Source organism: Butyricimonas paravirosa, from assembly GCF_032878955.1.
Taxonomy (GTDB): Bacteria; Bacteroidota; Bacteroidia; order Bacteroidales; family Marinifilaceae; genus Butyricimonas; species Butyricimonas paravirosa.
Genome location: NZ_CP043839.1, coordinates 5306490 through 5327665, shown reverse-complemented (window position 1 = coordinate 5327665; position 21176 = coordinate 5306490). Strand labels below are relative to the sequence as shown.

Annotated in this window: 19 protein-coding genes; 1 reads left to right on the top strand and 18 read right to left on the bottom strand. The window is 38.2% G+C overall.

All coding sequences use genetic code 11. The annotated features are described in order from the left end of the window. Positions 1 to 134: 134 nt before the first annotated feature. The 18 genes from upp to F1644_RS21320 form a co-directional block, all read right to left on the bottom strand. The gene (gene upp, locus F1644_RS21405) at positions 135 to 791 is read right to left on the bottom strand and encodes a uracil phosphoribosyltransferase (RefSeq protein WP_087419914.1); all 657 of its coding nucleotides are present in this window, start codon (positions 789 to 791) and stop codon (positions 135 to 137) included. 78 nt (positions 792 to 869) lie between these two features. After that, positions 870 to 1484: an HdeD family acid-resistance protein gene (locus tag F1644_RS21400; RefSeq protein ID WP_118305018.1), complete on the bottom strand. Its 615-nt coding sequence runs from the start codon at positions 1482 to 1484 to the stop codon at positions 870 to 872. A 93-nt stretch (positions 1485 to 1577) separates the two neighbouring features. After that, positions 1578 to 3629, bottom strand: coding sequence for a molecular chaperone HtpG (gene htpG / locus F1644_RS21395; protein WP_118305019.1), 2052 nt, complete (start codon positions 3627 to 3629; stop codon positions 1578 to 1580). Between the two features lie 187 nt (positions 3630 to 3816). Beyond that, on the bottom strand, positions 3817 to 4404 hold the full coding sequence (locus tag F1644_RS21390) for a sugar transferase (RefSeq protein WP_118305020.1): 588 nt from the start codon (positions 4402 to 4404) through the stop codon (positions 3817 to 3819). After that, positions 4401 to 5615 carry a DegT/DnrJ/EryC1/StrS family aminotransferase gene (locus F1644_RS21385; RefSeq protein ID WP_118305021.1) on the bottom strand — a complete coding sequence of 405 codons (1215 nt, stop codon included), beginning with the start codon at positions 5613 to 5615 and terminating at the stop codon, positions 4401 to 4403. Before F1644_RS21385 ends, F1644_RS21390 begins: the two co-directional genes overlap by 4 nt. 72 nt (positions 5616 to 5687) lie before the next feature. Then, positions 5688 to 6896, bottom strand: coding sequence for a glycosyltransferase family 4 protein (locus tag F1644_RS21380; RefSeq protein WP_158571810.1), 1209 nt, complete (start codon positions 6894 to 6896; stop codon positions 5688 to 5690). A gap of 31 nt (positions 6897 to 6927) precedes the next feature. Then, a complete protein-coding gene (locus F1644_RS21375) occupies positions 6928 to 7563 on the bottom strand; it encodes a PIG-L deacetylase family protein (RefSeq protein ID WP_118305023.1) in 636 nt (211 codons plus the stop codon). Continuing rightward, complete coding sequence (locus F1644_RS21370) at positions 7560 to 7964, bottom strand: MaoC family dehydratase (RefSeq protein WP_118305024.1); 405 nt, start codon at positions 7962 to 7964, stop codon at positions 7560 to 7562. Before F1644_RS21370 ends, F1644_RS21375 begins: the two co-directional genes overlap by 4 nt. 2 nt (positions 7965 to 7966) lie before the next feature. After that, positions 7967 to 8845, bottom strand: coding sequence for a UDP-3-O-(3-hydroxymyristoyl)glucosamine N-acyltransferase (locus tag F1644_RS21365; RefSeq protein WP_118594248.1), 879 nt, complete (start codon positions 8843 to 8845; stop codon positions 7967 to 7969). A gap of 655 nt (positions 8846 to 9500) precedes the next feature. Next, positions 9501 to 10898 (bottom strand): phenylacetate--CoA ligase family protein, encoded by a 1398-nt coding sequence (locus F1644_RS21360; RefSeq protein ID WP_118305027.1) that lies wholly within the window; start codon positions 10896 to 10898, stop codon positions 9501 to 9503. 8 nt (positions 10899 to 10906) lie between these two features. Beyond that, positions 10907 to 12004: a glycosyltransferase gene (locus F1644_RS21355; RefSeq protein WP_118305028.1), complete on the bottom strand. Its 1098-nt coding sequence runs from the start codon at positions 12002 to 12004 to the stop codon at positions 10907 to 10909. After that, on the bottom strand, positions 12005 to 13153 hold the full coding sequence (locus F1644_RS21350) for an O-antigen polymerase (protein ID WP_147344437.1): 1149 nt from the start codon (positions 13151 to 13153) through the stop codon (positions 12005 to 12007). A gap of 146 nt (positions 13154 to 13299) precedes the next feature. Beyond that, positions 13300 to 14568 (bottom strand): oligosaccharide flippase family protein, encoded by a 1269-nt coding sequence (locus tag F1644_RS21345; RefSeq protein ID WP_168044378.1) that lies wholly within the window; start codon positions 14566 to 14568, stop codon positions 13300 to 13302. Positions 14569 to 14732: 164 nt separating this feature from the next. Next, positions 14733 to 16022 (bottom strand): nucleotide sugar dehydrogenase, encoded by a 1290-nt coding sequence (locus F1644_RS21340; RefSeq protein ID WP_118305031.1) that lies wholly within the window; start codon positions 16020 to 16022, stop codon positions 14733 to 14735. 21 nt (positions 16023 to 16043) lie between these two features. Continuing rightward, positions 16044 to 17168: a DegT/DnrJ/EryC1/StrS family aminotransferase gene (locus tag F1644_RS21335; RefSeq protein WP_229782445.1), complete on the bottom strand. Its 1125-nt coding sequence runs from the start codon at positions 17166 to 17168 to the stop codon at positions 16044 to 16046. A gap of 14 nt (positions 17169 to 17182) precedes the next feature. Continuing rightward, entirely contained in the window at positions 17183 to 18154 is a 972-nt protein-coding gene (locus tag F1644_RS21330) for a Gfo/Idh/MocA family oxidoreductase (RefSeq protein WP_118305033.1), read from the bottom strand. Positions 18155 to 18174: 20 nt separating this feature from the next. After that, positions 18175 to 18867, bottom strand: a complete 693-nt coding sequence (locus F1644_RS21325; RefSeq protein WP_118305034.1) for a hypothetical protein — start codon at positions 18865 to 18867, stop codon at positions 18175 to 18177. A 4-nt stretch (positions 18868 to 18871) separates the two neighbouring features. Beyond that, the gene (locus F1644_RS21320) at positions 18872 to 19396 is read right to left on the bottom strand and encodes a UpxY family transcription antiterminator (protein WP_118305035.1); all 525 of its coding nucleotides are present in this window, start codon (positions 19394 to 19396) and stop codon (positions 18872 to 18874) included. 426 nt (positions 19397 to 19822) lie between these two features. On the opposite strand from F1644_RS21320, the gene miaB reads away from it, so the two are divergent. Beyond that, a complete protein-coding gene (gene miaB / locus F1644_RS21315) occupies positions 19823 to 21154 on the top strand; it encodes a tRNA (N6-isopentenyl adenosine(37)-C2)-methylthiotransferase MiaB (RefSeq protein WP_118305036.1) in 1332 nt (443 codons plus the stop codon). Positions 21155 to 21176 lie beyond the last annotated feature (22 nt).

The window sequence follows — 21176 nt, the reverse complement described above, 5'->3', positions numbered from 1 at the left end:
AGATAATGCTTTTCTCCTAACTTTCAGTTTTTATCTTTTAGTTTTTATCTTTTTAGATTCCGTGATTCCCTCCTACCATCCAATACTCTTTGTAATCACAAAATCATTTAATCGCCAATCACAAAATCTTACTCTTACAGCTTTTCCCCGAAAGCCAAATCTCCGGCATCACCAATTCCGGGATCAATATAACAACTCTCGGTCAGATGCTCATCCAATGCCCCCGTCCAGATCGTTACCGGCTCATCTTTCAAAGCCTCTGTAAGTTTTTCTATACCTTGACGACTGGAAACAATAGCCGCAATATGCGTGTGTGCGGGCCTTCCACCCTGTTTCAATAACTCGTGATAAGCCACCACGATTGAACCTCCCGTGGCTAACATCGGATCTACCAGCAATAACTGTTTTCCTTCCAAACTTGGCGTGTAAATAGAATCGAAACGAATTTCAAAATCAATATGATTTTCCTTATATTTTCTTCTTGCCGAAATAAAAGCACTCCCGGAACGATCGAAATAATTCAAAAAACCTTGATGAAAAGGTAATCCTGCACGCAACACGGATGCCACCACCACCTCTTCGTCTGCCAATCTGACATCAGCCACGTTAATCGGTGTCTGTACTTGCTGCGTTGAATAATGAAACGTCTTACTGATCTCGTAAGCCATCACCTCACCAACCCGTTCTAAATTCCGGCGAAAACGCAACGGATCTTTTTGAATCTCTTTATCTCTAAGTTCTGCTAAAAAACGATTATAAACCGAATCCTCCTTGTTAATAATATACACCATTTTATCTATTTCTTTTCTTAAACCTTTTCTATCACACGCACCTATCCTGTTTTAAAATCTAAAATTTAAAATCTTCATTTATTCTATTTCTTCATACTCCGCATCCTCAATCTCTCCGCCTCCCATCTTCTGCTGTTGTTCGGCCTCATGTGTCTCTTTACGCAACTGATTAACCTTATAATGATTAATCAAATCCGTTATCCCATAAAATATCGTAACAGCACCAAAGAAAGTTATAATTCCTTCTTTCGCCGAGAACGGATTAGCAAAAACAATCAATCCGGCCAACAAAATAATTACCGGATACACGTAACTCAACGGAGCGATATGCCCGAATTTCCTCGCAGAAGTCAACATCACCAACTGACCAATCCCCGCAACAATCAAGATAAATCCCAACAAATACATCAACATATTGGTGAAAAAATCAGCCATCGACCACAACAGAATACCCAAAATAATGCTTCCGATACCGTTAAAAGAAGTCAGTCCCCTGGCCGAACGCTCATCCTGATCCCGCATAGAGACCAGAAAGGAGATAATCCCGGTAACACAAAATACGGCACCGATAATTTTTACCGTGTAATTTAACACTTCAGTTGGCCACAGCACAAGTACAAGACCCAAAACAATCGCTACGATCGATTTGACGATGGTCCTTTTGTAATTTCCGGAAGTATAGATAATCTGCATAACTTCTATTTTTTAATTTATACGAAATTCGTCAACGAAAGTAGTGATTATTTTTGAAAAAATTAAGCCGGACGACTTGTCCGGCTTAATTTTTTATTTAATCAGTTCAACACTTCGCTTTACAAACTTATTCAGCGCCTCGCCTTTCAGCAGTCCGTTCGCCAATAAGGCCAAATCAATCAACTGACCAACAACCTTATTACCTTTTCCATATTCCTCCAATAACGAGTTCTTCTGCTTGTTCAGATCGGCAATCGTCTTGTTGTATTCACTCTTTCGATCTTTATCCACTTGAGGAATCTCTTCGTCTTTCTTACCCTTATTCAACTCGTCCAGCTCTGCCTGTTTCTTTTCAGTCTCCTTGATCTCGAAATTAATCGGCTCCAACTGGGCACTCATTTCCTTTTTCTCGTTTTCCAGGATTGCGTTCACCAACTTATGATCCGTGTTCACCACCAAAGTGTACTGATCGCCCATTGCCCCGTAGAATCCCATTCCCGGATTCATGGCAGCCATCTCTTTCATACGACGCATGAACTCAGAACGTGTCACGATCACCGGATCACCATTCTCACCCATCGCCTCAAAATTAACCATAAACATTCCTTCTTCCTTCGGTAACTGGGAAGTAAATACGGCACGCAATTCCTCTTGTTCCTCGTGACTCAAAGCAATCTCTTTCGTCTCTTCCTTCGGGATCAACTTGTCGATAACATCCGAATCCACCCGTACAAAACGGTGATCGGAATTCTTTTGTTCCAAATGGTTGATAAAGTGTGTATCCAACTGACCATCCATCAACAACACATCATATCCCTTACCCTTGGCAGTCTCGATATACGTGTATTGCTCTTTAGCATCCGTGGCATACAGGAACACCACCTTATTATCTTTATCCGTCTGGTTAGCTTTGATCAAGTTCTCGTACTCTTCATACGTGAAGTATTTCCCTTCCGTATTCTTGAACAAAAAGATACTCTTGGCTCTCTCGGCGAATTTTTCATCCGTCAACATTCCATATTGGATGAAAATCTTCAAATCATCCCACTTCTTCTCGTAGTCTTCCCGCTTATTCGTGAAAATATCATTCAAACTGTCAGCCACCTTCTTCGTGATGTGACTTGAAATCTTCTTCACGTTACGATCGCTCTGTAAATAAGAACGGGACACGTTCAACGGAATATCCGGAGAATCGATCACACCATGCAACAATGTCAAGTACTCCGGCACAATTCCTTCCACGGAATCCGTCACGTACACTTGATTACTATATAATTGGATCTTATTCTTCTGAATCTCGAACTTGTTGTCGATCTTCGGGAAATACAATATACCTGTCAGGTTAAAAGGATAATCCACGTTCAAGTGAATATGGAACAACGGATCTTGAGCCATCGGGTATAATTCACGATAGAATTTCTCGTAATCTTCCTCCGTCAGATCAGCCGGTTTACGGGTCCATGCCGGATTCGTATCATTGATCACGTTATCTTCCGTCGTATCTTTGTATTCCCCGTCCTTCCACTCTTTCTTCTTTCCTGAAATAATCTCTATCGGCAAGAACTTGCAATACTTGGTCAGCAACTCATTCACCTTAGCATCTTCCAAGAAATCCTTCTCTTCCTCGCTGATATACATGATAATATCCGTACCTCTCTCGGCTTTTTCCGTCTCTTCCAACGTGTATTCCGGATTTCCCTCGCATGACCATTTTACAGCCTTCGCCCCCTCTTTATAAGATTTCGTTACGATCTCCACCCGATCACTCACCATGAACGAAGAGTAGAAACCTAACCCGAAATGCCCGATAATAGCAGCAGCGTTATCCTTATATTTGTTCATGAACTCCTCCGCACCGGAAAAAGCGATCTGGTTGATATACTTCTCCACTTCCTCTTGCGTCATACCGATACCGTTATCCGATACCGTCAGCGTCCCTGCCGCTTTGTCAGCTTTCACCCTTACCTTCAACTCACCAAGTTCACCTTTAAACTCCCCGTTCGAAGCCAATACTTTCATTTTCTGAGAAGCATCCACCGCATTCGAAACAATCTCTCTCAAAAAGATCTCGTGATCCGAGTATAAAAATTTCTTGATAATCGGGAACAAATTCCCTGTTGAAACTCCAATCTTTCCTGTTGACATAACTCTATATTTTTAATTTAATTATATTTCAAATTTTACGACAACTAAATGACAATAGTTATGCCAAACCCAAATTCCTGCCGATTTGACAGCCGCTCCTTCACCTACAACAACTTTTTCATCATACAAAAATACCCCGGACTTTCATCCGGGGTACTATCTCTTTTTTAATCACGAAATCCTTACATCATTTAACGATCTTCATCAACGTCAAAAATATAATTTTAAAATACTCTTTCAAACATTGATTATCTATATACTTCATGTTATATCGTATCTTATCCGGCATAATTTGCTCCACGTAAGCCCGGTCCGGATCACTTGCTTGTCCCAAGATGGTATTTTCATCCGCATACTCGATAGAAGCATAATCCGTTATACCCGGAACAATCGCCAACACTTTACGCTGCTCGACAGTGTACATATCCACGTACTTCCTTACCTCCGGTCTCGGTCCCACCAAACTCATCTCTCCCCGTACCACGTTCAACAACTGCGGCAATTCGTCCAATTTATACTTTCTCAGGAAATACCCAACCCGTGTTACCCGTGAATCCTTTGCCCCCACGGTTATCAACCCCTTCTTATCCGCCCCGCTCGCCATGGACCGAAACTTAAACAACCGGAAATCCTTACCATCCCGCCCCACTCGCACCTGACGATAAAACACACCTCCCCGGCTATCCAACACGATACATAAAGCTATAATCACAAAAATGGGTGATAGAACTATCAAGCCCAATAAAGAAAAGAAAACATCACAAAAGCGTATCACGCCAAAACCTCTTCTACAGAACAAATAACAGCATCAATAACCGTTTTTACCATCTCCTCACTCAACCCATACCACACTGGTAAAGAAATCTCCCGGCAATAATTATCGTAAGCAACCGGATAATCTTCAATCTTATACCCCTTATTCTTAAATGCACTCAACAAAGGTAAGGGTTGAAAATGCACGTTTACCGAAACATCCTTGTCAAAAATCCGCTGAATAATCTCATCCCGTTGTTGCTCCGTAATTCCCTTCACCCGCAAACAGTACACATGATAAGAACTCTTCCGGTCTTCCGTTTCATAAATTGGTAATTCTGCCCATCCGTATCGGGCAAAAGCATCTGTATATTGATCATATATACACTTCCGATAGTGCAAAGTATCATCCTCGTAACGAGACAACTCCACCAAACCGATAGAAGCCATAATATCCGTCATATTCCCCTTAAAACCGGACACGAGCACGTCATAACGCCACGCTCCCTTTTTCGTCTTGGCCAGCGCATCTTTATTTTGTCCATGCAAAGTATATGTACACAAATACCTATACACCTCCTCGTTATCAAAAGGCTCAGGCAAATTCAACATGATCGCTCCACCCTCCGCCGTGGTCAGATTCTTCACCGCATGGAAAGAGAACACCGAAACATCAGCCAGGCATCCCGCTTTCCGCCCCTTGTATTCCGCCCCTATCGAATGAGCCGAGTCCGACAAAATCAAAATCCTTCCCAACTTCCCCTGCTCTTCCGTCTTCGCCTGAAATAACGTTTTCACATCCTCCGCCTCCACCAATTCAAACAACTCATCATACGCACATGGCATACCTCCCAAATCAACAGGCATAATCACCTTTGTCTTATCCGTGATCGCCTCCCTCACTTTCTCCAAACACACGTCAAAATCATCCGCATTCACATCCACCATCACCGGTTTCGCCCCACAATGCACGATCACATTCGCCGTGGCACAATACGTGTACGCCGGCACAATCACCTCATCCCCCTCCTGTACTCCAAACCACCGTAACACAACTTCAAGCCCCACAGTATTCGAGTTCACAGCCAACGTCGCCTTGTTTCCACAATACGCTGTCAACCTCCGTTCAAACTCCTTCGTCTTCGGTCCCGTCGTAATCCAACCGGACTTCAAGGTATCAACAACCTCATCAATGACCTTCTGGTCAATTCTTGGTGGTGAAAATGGTATCATAAAAATAATTTAATAATTACACGCCTTTATCATTTCACTTAAAAACAAATACAAGAATCAACTAAATATCTATCATTTAGCAAATTCATCCAAAAATTGTTTTGCCAAAATACCCCACTCTAAATTTTCTAATGCATATTTTCTCCCCCCCTCTCCCATTTTTTCTCTCTTCTCTCTAGTCATTCCCGTTAATTCCAAAATTGCATCTGCTACTAATCTTTCATTTTCAGCCTCAACACAAATACCACACTTAACTCTTTCAATCACTGAATTAGGTTCATCTATAGCCTGTATAATTGGTTTCGCAGATAGCATATAATCTGTCAATTTATTTGCAGAAGTTCCATATTTATGTAAAAAAGAATGTATTCCTCCAATAAATGCAACATCAAAATATGCTACAATACGAGGTATCTGTATCTTTTTTACTGCAGGCAAGAAAAAAGTATTAGCTAAAGAACGTTCCTTAACCAATTTTTCCAAATACTCTTGCTCTGGTCCTTTGCCAACAAGCACAAAAGCAAGATTATCATGCTCTTTTAATAAAGCCGCAGCTTTTACAAGTGTATCCAACGAACCAGAAGCCGCAAACCCACCTGCAAATCCTACAATAATTTTGTTTTCTAATTGTTTAAACAACAATTTATGTGTTTGCGGTATTTCTTCTTTTAAATTCAAATTCTCCCAATCTTCTTTGCAATAACCATTGGGAATACATTTAAATTTCCCCTCCGCTAATCCATGTTCTCTCATATGTTGTTCTGAATTCCACAACAATGATATTACTTTATCCACATGTTTATAAGCGTAATTTTCGGCCAATTGCATCACTATAATAAAAGGATGCCATGATGAATATCCGCCAATCAATTTGGGAGAAAGAGGCCATAAATCATGCACTTCATAACATAATTTTGCACCAGCTGTTTCTGCAATTTTCCTCGCCGGATAAATATCTAAAGGATATGTCGAAGACGCTACAACTAAATCAGGTTTTACAAATTCACTTATTTTCCTGGAATACTTCCACAACTTACAAACAAACACAAAAATATTTTGAATTCTTGCAAATGTCGATTCATAAGCGGGCGTCTTTATCCAAATATAATTTATTCCTTCAACTGTTTCTTCTTCAAAATCTTTATTTGTAGTAACAACAGGTTGCTGAATTCTTAAATGAGAAAACGATGCCCCAACCAAAGTAACCTGATGTCCCATTTTTACCCATTCTTTGGCTAAATAATATGGCCTATATTCCATACCATATTTCAAGCCACCCATGTAATGATTAATTAAAAGAATATTCATAAATCTACAGGAATAACCTTATAACTTCAAAAGCCTCAGCATATTCACTTCCAACTTGTACCCCTCTTGTTTTTGCTAAACTATAAATAAACTCATCTGACAAATAATCCCGTTTCCCTTGCGAGTGATACTCTTTTAAAGCCATAATTTTAGCTTTTATATCATCTTCCTGCAATCGTACAAAACATTGGGTATCAAACGAAAGATTATTCCAAATCAACTCATATCCTAATATCGTCGTATTCTTAAAAGCCCGCACACCTTCTTGGGCAATCGTCGTATGATCCTGATGAATGTCATGTAAGCTAGGGATAAAAACCAAATCATATTTTTCTCGCTTACGAATCTTTATTAATTCTTCCAATATCTCTTGACGTACATAATTCAATTTGCGTACTTGATAGCTATATATAATCAAATTTTCAGACTTTATTCCCAATTTAGCAGTAGCATTCCTAACTTCAGTTTTTAAAATATCTTTAGGGAATCCCGGAGGAACAGATTCTTCTGCTGTTGAAAAAGCAACATATGTAACTCGTTTACCTTCTGTTATAAGTTTATTAATTGTTCCCCCCAAACCTAATTCACCATCATCAGTGTGTGGAGCCAACACCAAAACATTTTTACAGTTTCCAATCATAATGACATGTATTTAACTACAGCAATTCCATCAAGAACAATGATATCATTTACAAAACATTGAGTCTCCAACATTATTATTAATTTTTCATGTTTAATATCTACGATTTTAACCTTTGCAACAACTTCTTCATTATGATATACAGGCTTTAAAAACTTTAAACTTTGACTCAAATATATAGAACCTGGTCCCGGTAACTTATTTGCAATTACAGCACTTATTAATGAAGAAGTAAGTAAACCATGAACAATCAAATCACTAAAGATTCCTTTTTTAGCATATTCCTTATCAAGATGAATCGGATTTCGATCTAAACTTAATTCCGAAAAGGCAACAACTTCATCAAAAACAAACGTTTTAGATATCGTCGCTTCTTGTCCTATATAAAAATCACTAAACATATTTATTTCATTAATTGTTTGGCTGGATTTCCAACCACAATAGTCTCTGCATTTACATTTTTTATGACAACAGCACCAATCCCGATATAACCTTTATCACCAATTACAGTTTTTTCCTTAACACAAACATTAGGGGCGATCCAACATTGTTTACCAACAATAACTCCACCACTAAAAATAACTCCCGCTGTAATCAGCGAAGATTCTCCTATAGTGTCATTATGAGCAATATGTACCAAATTATCAGTTTTTACATTGTCCCCTATTTTAGTAACACCTAGCGTTCCTCGATCAATCGTGTTATTTGCTCCAATATGAACATTATTACCTATTTCTATTGTTCCGAAATGTGGGAAATATTCAGGAATCCCGTCTGCATTTCTTTCGAAACCAAATCCTGTTTGCCCAATAACAGACCCAGACTTAAAATAACAATTATTCCCTATTATTGTTTTCCCATCTATTACAACATTAGGAGATATATATGTATTATCACCAATAATGACGTCACGTCCAATATAACAATTTGCACCTATAAATACATCTAAACCAAGTTGAGCCCCTTCTTCCACTACAGCAGTAGCATGAATTCCCTGTTCTTTTTTATTTTCATTAAAGAATTTCTTTAAAACTCGCAAATAATCCAATCGAGGATTTTCTGAAATAATATAGGAACAATCAATTTTCCCCTCATACTCTGGAGTAACAATCGCCAAAATAACTTTATGTTCATTTAAGACTCTCGCTAAATCAACAGAATACTTTTTGCAAAAAACAACACAATTATCATTCAATTCCGAAAGGGATGAAAATTTTGTTACCTCAATATTGGAACCAAACAATTGTTTATTTAGAAAAGTAGCAATAACAGAACTGTCCATAAAACCATCATTAAATAATAAATCAATTATATATATCAAATACTTTATTTACTAAATGAAGTCATCTAAACTTATTTACTTTTCCCACTTGTCTCAACAAGAGTATCGTAAAAGTTAAATAATTCCACTCTTTCCAACTTGACGCAGTCGTATCAAGTCTAGTTAGGATTAAACGAAAACTATTTATTCACGTATTAGTCCATTCAATAATCCAACATTCTTTATAAAATTCCGTGTCAAAGAGTTGTTCTTCTTTCGATTCACCATTACGTGGATTGGAGCAAACATTAGAGATTATCTTATGTTTTGTAAGGGCTTCCCGAAAGATCTTTCCATCAAATCCGGCATCGGTATTCTTAAAATAAATTGTCAAGATAATTTCAACTGTTCGAATTTGAGTTACCATTTCATCCACACGATTCTCTACTTCATAAAAATCTGTGTGATTCCCTTTTTGAGACTCAGACATCGCCAACGCTAATCCTTGACGATCTGTGAAATAAAGAGCATTGGTTGTTTTTCGCTTTTTTCATCCTTGATACTCTACTATTTCCCCGCCTCTGACTGCCGGAGTATGAGAACCGTTAATATGGGAGACGGACAATGCTCCCACATTAAAATACCTCATTATCTAAATTCCTTTCTATAATCTATTTCATTTTACTACATTTGATATAACTGCTTTAACTTTCCCGTTCTTACCAGCAGGTAATACACTAACATAATCAAATTTAACCGCAACTTTTCCAATTTGACTCTCTAAACGCTGACTGATTATAGCTTCTGCTTCATTCTTATTATAAAATAATTTTTCAACTATTAATTTAATTTCAAAATCGGTATAAGTAAGTTGTACCAATTGAGATTGAACCAAACCTTTAATCCCAATAAATAATCCATGAAAGCGAACCATTTTTCTTCCATCAACACCAACAACCACATCTTCCACCCGACCTATAATCTCATCTATTTTCGTCATTTGATGCTTCGTTTTCAAACTTTGATCCTTTGCGATTCTTACCATATCTCCAATTCTATAACGAATTAATGGTTGATCAAAATTAATCAAGCCCGTAGATACAATTTCTCCAACTTCTCCATTAGAAACCTCATTCCCATCTTCGTTTATAAATTCCATAATACCAGCATCGGGACTAACTAACAATTCACCTTCAGCAGATTCGGAAATTAAACCACACGCTTCGCATCCACTATAAGAATCAAAAACTTTACATCCAAAAACGGCAGATATAACCTCCCGCATTTTCTCTGTTAATTTTTCACTTGAAGTTATTACAGCCGTCAATTGCGGGGCTTTTAAACCTGTTTTACGAATAAAATCTGCAATAAAATAATTACTCATTGCATATCCCGTCATCCACTCGACCTTATTTTCAATAATTCCATTCAAATAATCCCCTATCGTTTGCTCTGAGATGTGGTAAGCTGAAAAATAAGTCTGTTTCTCAACAAAATTATAACGGTAAAATGGTGGTTCCATATGACTGTCCGGAATTATTCTTCTTCCACCAACCATTCCTCGTGGAGTTCTATAATCAACTCCAGCCCAATTTCTAACTCTATTTTCCATTAAAGCGGAAAAAGTTTGAGCTACATAATCCGGCATATAAATATGCACAGGAGTACCCGTAGAACCACTACTATGTTCAAAATTACCTTTCAACAATTTAGAAGACAACATTGTTGAATCCCCATATTTACGAAAATCTTCTTTTGTGGTATAAGGTAATAATTTTAACTCTTCTAATTTGATATTAGCCAAAAAACTTCGATCTATACCTAGAGAACGATATCTTTCACCGTAAAAAGGGACCGAATCAAACGCATGTATCAATAACTTTCGCAATACTTTCGTTTGATACCCCTTCCATTGTTCATAAGTATAAAATTCACGCTCACGAGCTGCTTTAACTTCAGGTAAAAAGATTCCTCCTAAACGGTGTTTTTTCCAAAAATAACCATAAACAGAAATTCCCATATTCTGCATAAACAATGGCATCCTAAAATAGAAAGATTCTAATATTTTGTTCATCACTAAATCTATAATCGATTGTATAAATCAATTAATTTTAACTCTTCTGAAGTCCAATTATATTTTTCACAGATCGCTCTTCTTCCATTACATCCTTTTTCTCGCGCAACATCTACATTATCAATCAAATAATCAATTGCTCCAGCAACCTCACTCAACACTAACGGATCAACTAATATTTGATTACAAAACTCATCATTAATCTCTTTATGCAAAGGCAAATTAGAAGATATTACAGGTAAAATATTTTGCATATATTCAAATAATTTTGTACTAATTGCCTGTCTCATAACAAAATTATCTCTTTGTAAAACAATGCCAATAGAAGCTCGTTGCATCAATTCTTGTACTTTCTGCTTTGAACAATACCCTAAAAAATCCACGTATTTCCAACCTCTAGATGACATTACTTTCAATCTATATTTTTCATCACTCCATCTCCCTGCAAGATACAACTTTATCTTATTTTTAGTTAAAGCCAATGACTCTACCATTTCATAAATACATAAATTTTCAGAAAGAATTCCTGCAAATACACAACAATTAGATTCTCTTTCTACATCAATATCTATTGGGTTTATTATCGGATAATTTTTTACTACAACAACATTTGAGTTTAAACTATAAAATCTTTTTGCTATAAAATCAGTAGCACAAACGACACCAGAAAATTTTTTCACACATACATCTTCATACCAACCAATTAATATATTCAATATATATCCTATTAGAGTTGGTATATATGGCTTTGAGGTCATCTTCTTTCTAATATCTTCATGAACATCGTAAATAACTTTTTTACCCGCTTTCATTAATTTCAAACCAACAGGCATTAATTCCGGATCATGAAAATGATAGATATCTGCATTTATTTCCAATGCTTTCTTATAAATAAATCGTGGAAAAATAAACATTCTATATAATCGTCCTTGTTTCTTACAATGAACCCCTATAATATGTATATTGTTTTCACATTTTTCTTCCACATTAGGTACAATATAAGATACATTAAACCCGTTTTTTAACAAAGAGAAACATTCTCTGTAAAATATCCGACTATCATTAATTGAGTGAACGCTAGTTAAATGGCAAATTTTTTTTTTCATCTAATCATAATTACAGCTATTATACCTAGGAATACATGCTAAAACAATCATCATTAACAATATCCCATTTGTTAACAAAACATTCGTAAAAGAAGCACTAGAAAACCAAGTTACACAAACAAATATTGGCAATGTCAATAATCTAAAATCCAATCCTTTAGCACAAGAATTTAGCAATTTAAATATATAAACAAGGATGAATGGAAAAACAAAAATACCTATAACTCCAAAATTTTTATACGCATCAGAAAACAATCCATTATTAGCACTATTATCTATATTACCATAATATTCATTCCCTATTATACGAGCAATATCTACTTTATATGGAGAAGAAACTCCAAACCAACGAAGAAAACTTTGCCTAAAATAATCAAATTCATGAGTTTGAAAAAAATCATAATAATAATAATCTATTTTACTTGGCGTAAATAATGATCTAATAACACCAAATCCTGCAATTAGATATGTATTAAAAAACTTATATTCAAATAATGCACTAACTAATATTAAAATAAAAACCCAAGGGAGCAATCTAATTTTATTTTCATTATAGAAATAATAACCAATAAAACACAAAACCAAAAAAAATAAAATACTCTTCATTCCATTAACAGAAAAATTTAATAGAATCACAAAAGTTAACATTCCGACCACGATTATTTTATTCTTTAACCAAAATAAAATCAAGAATATAGGAAGAATTGTCACCGCTGCTGGTAACAAATAAGTTAATATTACTGGTAAATCCCAAGACCTTGCTTCTAGTCTTAAGTCATAAACAGAACCAAGATCCAATCTAAGTCGAAATCCTGCATATACTCCAGAAATATATAAAACCGTACAACACAATATTCCCATAATAGCATATAATATTATAGGCATATGATTAGACATGTTATTATATACACGTGTTGGTCTTACAATATAAGAAGCAAAACAAATTAACAACCAATACAAAACGTAATACATCAACATATTTAAAGGCATAGGCATAAACGCCATCAAAGATGTTCCAGGAATAAAACGAATTAAAAAAATCAAACTCATTATATTAGCAAACAATCTTTCACTATTTTTCCATTTGAAAAAAGAAACAATAAACGGCAATAATAATAATAAGACACTCCATGAAATTATATAATTCACTGTAGAGAACTCGTTTTTATAATTTAAATATTCATAATATCTCGTAATAATAATAAGGTAACACAAATCCAACAATATTCGATATACGAAAATACTAACAATTAAAATAAAATTATTACAAAATCTCGTTTGCATATTTTCAATATTTAATGACCTAAAGTATATCTGTACGTCATAAAAATACTAATGAGATATACAAGACTTCTTCCACATACAAAACAAAGTAAAACCATTTTTATATCATTAAAAACATACACACCCAACCATAACGAAAATAAGGAACAAGAAAAATATGTAATCTGCCATTTCATTAAATCTTTCATCTTCTCCGCAATAAAAAACATGGCTGTACCTACTTCCGATACAAAACTAATGGCTAACATCGGTGACAAAACACGAGCGTAAACACCAGCCTCCTTCCATTGCTCTCCCAGTACAAATGAAAATACCCAGGGAGCAACAATGAATAACAAAGAAAATACCAATAAAGATACCCCGGCCAAAGGAATCAATATCCTTCTGTAAAGATCACTACAACATCCTCTTTCCATGTATTCAACAGAAGCTCTCTGACGGAAAACATCCCTAATTGCAATTCCGACAACCGAAAGAGGCAATGTTAAAAGCATCATTGTCATTGAATAATACCCCAATTCTGTCTTGGAAAAATAAGCCGCCAAAAAAAATACAGGTAAATATCCTCCAACAGTATTTAATAATTGAGCGGGCATAACATAAATGGGACATTCTTTATATCGCTTTAGCAAGAAAAGCATTCTTTGCACAGAGACCTCTCTAAAAACAGTCTTGTCTTTTTTCAATGCATGCAACGTACAAGCCAATGCCGAGAATAAACGCCCGACAAAATCTCCCCACACCAATCCTCCTGAAAAACACGCACTCCAGCCCAAGCAAACTTTCGATAAAACGATAGCTCCAGCATTAGTTATTTTGTTCCATGACAAATTTGCAAAATACTTGTACTTTACACACCATTCATTGTAACACTGGTATATTACAATACAAAAAGAAAGAATTGGACATAAAAATAACCAGTATCTTAACTCTGGATCATTGAATAAAACAGAAATCTCAGAAGAAAATATCCACATTAAAATTTCTGATATTAAAAGGGAACATAATGATATTAAAAGAATTGCAATCAATAAATTGGCAGTATCTTTTTTATCATCAACAATTAATACTATTGTTTCATATTTTCCTGTAACGATTACTGTAAGTACTCCTGTTATTGCCGTTATCGTAGCCAAGATTCCAAAATCTGCCGGGGAAAATAAACGGGTCAATACAGGATAAAAAATTAATGGCAACACCTGTGCTGCAATTGTCCCTAAAGTTACAATAAACGCGTCTGTAAGAAAACCTTTTCTTTTATAAAAGAAAACTTTTTTCATCCTTGTAAACATGCAATCATTCAAATTATAAATAACTCATATCCTTTTCTATAATTATTTATCACGCCTACAAGCCTCCTTTAAAATGAAATTAATTCTCTCCAATTGTAAAATTTATCAATAAACCTCTCTATTCTCCTTTATTTTCTATCTCATGCAAAAATTTACAAACTCCAATATTTTAACTCGTGAATTCGATCCCTGTACATTCCTTTCACGTCCACTAGCACAGCGTTATCGTAAGTCAATGATTTAAAATACTTCTCGTCCAAGTCTTTATAAGCATCATGAGAAACGGCCACGATCACGGCATCATAATTATTCCTCGGCTTTTCTATTAACCCGAAACCGTACATCTGTTTTACTTCCTCAGAATCGGCATAAGCGTCAACAACATCCACGTCGACACCAAAATCCTTTAACTCGTTAATTATATCAACCACTTTCGAATTACGTATATCCGCCACGTTTTCCTTGAACGTTATTCCCATAACTAACACACGAGCTCCTAGAATTCCTTTACCCATCCCGATCAACTTCTTCACCAGTTTTTTAGCGATATAGCCTCCCATCGTGTCGTTTATAAAACGCCCGGCACTGATAATTTGCGTGTGATATTTTAACTCGCTAGCCTTGTAAACCAAATAATAAGGATCAACCCCTATACAATGTCCACCCACTAACCCCGGGTAAAATTTCAAGAAATTCCATTTTGTTCCAGCGGCCTCCAGCACGTCATACGTGTTGATCCCGATACGACTAAAGATGATCGACAACTCGTTCATCAAAGCAATATTCACGTCCCGTTGCGTGTTCTCGATGATCTTGGCGGCCTCGGCAACCTTGATATTCGGGGCACGATGAACACCCGGTTTCACAACTAACTCGTAAACTTTAGCGATAATATCCAATGCCTCCCCGTCACAACCAGAAACGATCTTGATCGTGTTAGGCAAGGTATGTACCTTCTCCCCGGGGTTAATTCTCTCCGGCGAGTAACCGATCTTGAAATCAAGACCGACCTTCAAGCCTGAAATTTCTTCCAATATTGGCAAGCAATCTTCCTCCGTGCAACCGGGATAAACCGTTGACTCGTAAACCACGTAATCCCCTTTTTTCAAGGCGTGAGCCACGGAACGGGTTGCGCTCAACAACGGGGTCAAGTCCGGTTGATTATGCCTATCTATAGGAGTGGGGACGGCAACTATAAAGAAAGAGGCTTCTCGCAACTCGTCAATGGAAGACGTGAATTTTATATCCGCCCCCTCGAAGGCTGAATGTTCCAACTCCTTACACGGGTCTATCCCTTGACGCATCTTGGCTAGACGCTCCTCGTTTATATCGAAACCGATTACTTGAATCTTCTTGGCAAACTCTAACGCTATGGGTAAACCCACGTAACCCAAGCCAACCAAGGCCAGTTTGGCCTCTTTATTTAATAATTTTGAATACATTACAAATTGAAAATTGAACGATTAAAAAATAAATTTCTTTACCCGGTCTATCACGATATCTTGTTGTTCTCTTGTCAGTTCCGTGTGCATCGGTAATGAAAGTACAGAAGACGCTAGCCTACTTGACTCGGTTAAATCACCCGTGGATCGAGCTATTTTCCGGAATGCCTCTTGTTCCTGCAGGGGCAATGGATAATAGATCATCGAGGGGATTCCATCCTCCTCCAAGAATTTTTTCAAAGTATCACGTTTTCCACCCTCTACCTTTAGCGTGTATTGATGATAAACATGGGTACTATATGCTTTTTCTTCTGGAAACACGATACCTTCAACATCCTTCAACTGGATCGTATAGTAACGAGCTGCTTCATTCCTGGCCAAGTTATACTCGTTCAAGTATTTCAGTTTCACGTCCAAAATCGCGGCTTGAATCGTGTCTAAACGAGAATTACAACCTATCACCTCGTGGTGATATTTCACTTTCTGACCATGGTTGGCTATCATTCTAGCCCGGTCTGCCAGAACATCGTTATTCGTCATCAACGCGCCTCCATCACCATAACACCCTAAATTTTTAGATGGGAAAAATGAAGTGCACCCGAAATCTCCCATGGTTCCCGTTTGACTCCGTTTCCCGTTACGAAACGAGTAAATGGCACCTATCGCTTGAGCGTTATCTTCCACGATAAATAGGTCATGTTGTTGGGCAAAATCTAAAATTGCCTCCATGTCACAACTCTGCCCGAACAAATGTACAGGTATTATCGCTCTCGTTCTGGAAGTCAACGCTCGCTCTATATTTTTAAGAGTCACGTTAAAAGTTCCCGGATCCACGTCTACCATCACGGGGATCAAACCTAATAACCCTATCACCTCCGCACTTGCCACGTAAGTGAAAGCTGGCACTATAACTTCATCTCCCGGTTTCAAGTTTAAAGCCATCAAGGCTATTTGTAACGCATCCGTGCCGTTAGCACAAGGAATCACGTGTTTCGCTCCCGTGAATTCCTCCAGGTGACGAGCAAATTCCTTCACTGGCGTTCCATTTATGAAAGCGGCCGATTCTATCACGTTTTTTATACTTGCATCAATTTCATTCTTGATTCTTTGATATTGACCTTGCAAGTCTACCATCTGTAATTTCATACCTATTTTCATTATTATCTACTCCAGCCGAAAGGATGTTTCACGAGAGGTAATTTAGCCAGCGGGTGATAATCACCTTTCAAACCTATCGGTTCCGCGTTACGGATATGATGAACGATATTTATACAATTACGAACCTCGTCCAAGCCAAAGCCTTCACCGGAAAGAACGTGCTTGTAACTCTCCGTGTGCAACTCCGTGAAACCGTTACTAAACTCGAATTCCTCGCCCTCGATACGGATGGAACGATACGTGCGCTTTTCTCCCTCCACGGCATTCTCCGGTAGATTGTCGGCATTTATGCTCAGGAAATAACGAACACGTGCACGTTCTAGCTCCAAATACCCGGCCACCCGGTCATGGCTCTTCACGTGAACGATGTTCTCCTTAACCCCACCGAAAACCCAGGTCAACATGTCGTAAAAATGAACACCGATATTCGTTGCCACGCCTCCACTCTTACGCTCGTCTCCTTTCCAACTCGTGTAATACCAGTTACCGCGAGAAGTGATATAAGTCAGATCCACGTCGTAAACTTTATCTTTCGGACCCTCGTCTATTCGTTTTTTCAAGGCCTTGATCGAGTCATGCAAGCGAAGTTGAAGGATGTTGTTCACCTTGTGCCCGGTTTCCCGTTCCACCTCGGCCAAAGCATCGATATTCCACGGGTTCAACACCAGCGGTTTCTCGCAGATCACGTCAGCACCCAAGCGTAACCCGTAACGGATATGAGCGTCATGCAAGTAGTTAGGTGTACAAATGGAAACCATGTCTACCCGGTTATCATCTCCCTTTATCCGAGAACAATAACGATCGAACAATTCCATCTCCGTGAAAAAGGACGCTTCGGGAAAGAAACTGTCCATGATTCCCACGCTATCAAACTTGTCGTAAGCAGCGACCAAACGATTACCCGTGTCTTTTATGGCACGTAAATGGCGGGGAGCGATGTAACCGGCCACCCCGATCAAAGCAAAATTCTTCATGATATATTTAACGATTTCAATTATAATTCAAAACCTTTACCCTTCAATTCCCACATCCCCAATATCTCGAAACAAAAAGTTTCTTTACCCGCTATTCCGGCATTTTCTATAGAACCAATGATATTACTCAAAATCTCCTTCTCTTCTTTACTCCATCTCTCCAAAAATATCGTATCTTCTGACAAATTTTTAAAGCATCTCTCCGTCCGCAACCACTGCCACACTTGTTTTTGTTCCAGATTATCGTAATCTTCAGCAATCTCCTCCGCCATCTCCAGACACCACTCCTCCCCCGTAAAATAGTACCAATTACAAAGTAATCGACACACGTTAGGAGTTTTATCCGGTATCACGATCTCCCCTTGCTCATCCACGGTCAATACCCGATAAGCCATATCCAACGCCTCATTCAAAAAATCCATATCCGAATATGTCTGATAAGCATCCATCAAATCAGCCACGTACCCTATCCTTTCGTCCTCCTCGATAGATGTATCTTTCATTGCCTTAGACAATTCCTTGGCTATTTCACGTAACCGTTCATGAATTTCCTGCAATGTTCCATACTCCCGTTCTAAAACGGGAGAAACCCGAACCATCGCATACACGGACAAATAACCATGTAGCAAATGAGATAATGACATTGCAGAACAATCCCTTACTCGTACATCCCGAATGGCCATGTACAAGTCATGAAAAAAATCATTCTTCATTCTTCTATTCTATCTTTTCCAGAAAACTACCAGGAATATACGCTGTAGCTAAAGACACGACCCCTTCCAGCCTTACGACCACTCTTTTATGACCTTTCACCCGGATCAATTCACCCTCGATCCCGGCAAAATCCCCTTTTATGACACGTACTTTATCGCCTTTTTTCAGATTCTCGTTCACCACCTCCACCATTTCTTTGGAGAAGTCAAGCAAGAACATAAAATCATTCATCTGTTTATCGGGAACAATCAAAAAGTTACCCGTTTCCCGATCCCTCAAATAACGCATGTCAAAAGCATACTCTTGAATCAATGACATGCAAGATTTAAAGGTCGTATGAATAAATACCAGATTAGGAATAACCGGTACTTCAATTAATTTATCAACACCATGAATTTTTCGTGCAATTTGTTGGAACGGAATGAAATTCTCGATCCCCATGCTATCCAAACGCTGTTTTATCTTTTTCTCCTGACGACAAGTATTTGCAACATACCAATGTAGCTCGTTATCGGACAATTTAAGCATTACATAATTTTTATTCATTCATTCCAGGACAAAGCTGCGCCTCCTGATCATCCACGGAGTGATCTTTGCCCGAAGAATTAAATAAGACGCTCTTTTCCTAAACGTCCGCCTCTTAAACAGAGAGGACCATATTAGACAAATGAACGAGGCAAATGTAGTTCATAAAGAATTTCAATGCAAATTTTCAAATACATTTTTCCTCTAAACTTAATAAATTCCTGACTTTCAATACCCTTACATCTTTTCGATATACTATCGATGAACACATGCTCTATAGGAACGAATGGATAACGAAGAGATAACGACAACATATACACTATATGTATTTCCAAGACAAACGAAAATATGGTTTTGTATTTTTAAAAGAAAATAGAAAGCCCGTAGACTAAAATTCATTACCTTTGCCCCCTGCAAATAAAATCAGGAATGAAGGTAAAGAAATTTTATATCGAAACTTACGGTTGCCAAATGAACGTAGCAGACAGTGAAGTGGTTGCAGCCATCTTGGAAGACAAAGGATACCAACGGACGCAAGAAAAAAGTGAAGCAGACGTGATTCTGGTGAACACCTGTTCCGTACGTGAAAATGCGGAACAACGGGTTCGCGGACGGGTACAAGGATTTTCCGAGGTAAAGAAAAAGAACCCACACGTGCTGGTCGCCATCATGGGATGTATGGCAGAACGTTTGGGAGAGGCTCTTTTTGAACAGGAGAAGAACGTGAACATCGTGGTTGGTCCCGATGCGTACATGGATCTCCCGCTCTTGGTTGAGAAAGCCGAGAAAGGCGAGAAAGCCATCAACATTGAACTCTCTACCACGGAAACCTACAAGGACATCTGCCCTTCCCGAATTGACGAAACAGCCATATCCGGATTCGTTTCCATCATGAGGGGATGTAATAATTTCTGTACCTATTGCATCGTTCCGTACACCCGAGGACGCGAGCGTAGCCGAAGTCCCAGAAGTATTGTCAATGAAGTTCTAGACCTTCAATCCAAAGGTTACAAGGAAGTGACACTACTCGGTCAGAATGTAAATTCCTACCTCTGGCGGGGAGATAATCAGGAAGTGAATTTCCCGGCATTACTCGCCATGGTTGCCCAAACGGTACCCAACATGCGTATCCGTTTCGCCACGTCACACCCAAAAGATATGAATGATGACATTCTACGTGCGATAGCCACCCATTCCAATATTTGCAAACACATCCATCTACCCTTCCAATCCGGGAGTAATTCCGTACTGAAAGATATGAACCGAAAATATACCCGTGAATGGTATCTTGACCGGATTCATGCCATCCGGGAGATCGTCCCCGATTGTGGAATTTCCACGGACGTGTTCGTCGGGTTCCACAATGAAAGCGAGGATGATTATCAGCAGACTCTTGCCTTGATGAAAGAGGTGATGTTCGACTCCGCTTTCATGTTCAAATACTCGGAACGTCCGGGTACCGTGGCTTCTCGCAACTTGCCGGATAACGTGGACGAGGAAGTAAAAGGACGTCGTTTGCAGGAACTCATTGATATGCAGGTGGAGATTTCTCACCAAAGCAACTTGAAAGACGTGGGCAAAGTATTCGAGGTACTCGTAGAAGGGGTTTCCAAGAAGAAATCGGATGAACTTTTCGGTCGCAGCAGCCAGAATAAGGTGATCGTCTTCCCGGATAACGGAGCTAAAGTCGGAGAACTCGTTCAGGTTCGTGTCACGGAATGTACCCCTGCAACCCTTATCGGCGAAGCAATAAATCAATAACCCTAATCGAAAATACTCAATT

Coding starts and splice junctions, on each gene's coding strand:
- F1644_RS21345 (WP_168044378.1), bottom strand. CDS start 14,568: ATGAAAAAAGTTTTCTTTTATAAAAGAAAAGGTTTTCTTACAGACGCG.
- F1644_RS21370 (WP_118305024.1), bottom strand. CDS start 7,964: ATGTTTAGTGATTTTTATATAGGACAAGAAGCGACGATATCTAAAACG.
- F1644_RS21335 (WP_229782445.1), bottom strand. CDS start 17,168: ATGAAATTACAGATGGTAGACTTGCAAGGTCAATATCAAAGAATCAAG.
- F1644_RS21385 (WP_118305021.1), bottom strand. CDS start 5,615: ATGATACCATTTTCACCACCAAGAATTGACCAGAAGGTCATTGATGAG.
- upp (WP_087419914.1), bottom strand. CDS start 791: ATGGTGTATATTATTAACAAGGAGGATTCGGTTTATAATCGTTTTTTA.
- F1644_RS21375 (WP_118305023.1), bottom strand. CDS start 7,563: ATGATTGGAAACTGTAAAAATGTTTTGGTGTTGGCTCCACACACTGAT.
- F1644_RS21400 (WP_118305018.1), bottom strand. CDS start 1,484: ATGCAGATTATCTATACTTCCGGAAATTACAAAAGGACCATCGTCAAA.
- F1644_RS21320 (WP_118305035.1), bottom strand. CDS start 19,396: ATGCTTAAATTGTCCGATAACGAGCTACATTGGTATGTTGCAAATACT.
- F1644_RS21365 (WP_118594248.1), bottom strand. CDS start 8,845: ATGGACAGTTCTGTTATTGCTACTTTTCTAAATAAACAATTGTTTGGT.
- F1644_RS21360 (WP_118305027.1), bottom strand. CDS start 10,898: ATGAACAAAATATTAGAATCTTTCTATTTTAGGATGCCATTGTTTATG.
- miaB (WP_118305036.1), top strand. CDS start 19,823: ATGAAGGTAAAGAAATTTTATATCGAAACTTACGGTTGCCAAATGAAC.
- F1644_RS21330 (WP_118305033.1), bottom strand. CDS start 18,154: ATGAAGAATTTTGCTTTGATCGGGGTGGCCGGTTACATCGCTCCCCGC.
- F1644_RS21325 (WP_118305034.1), bottom strand. CDS start 18,867: ATGAAGAATGATTTTTTTCATGACTTGTACATGGCCATTCGGGATGTA.
- F1644_RS21355 (WP_118305028.1), bottom strand. CDS start 12,004: ATGAAAAAAAAAATTTGCCATTTAACTAGCGTTCACTCAATTAATGAT.
- F1644_RS21340 (WP_118305031.1), bottom strand. CDS start 16,022: ATGTATTCAAAATTATTAAATAAAGAGGCCAAACTGGCCTTGGTTGGC.
- F1644_RS21380 (WP_158571810.1), bottom strand. CDS start 6,896: ATGGGTGGCTTGAAATATGGTATGGAATATAGGCCATATTATTTAGCC.
- htpG (WP_118305019.1), bottom strand. CDS start 3,629: ATGTCAACAGGAAAGATTGGAGTTTCAACAGGGAATTTGTTCCCGATT.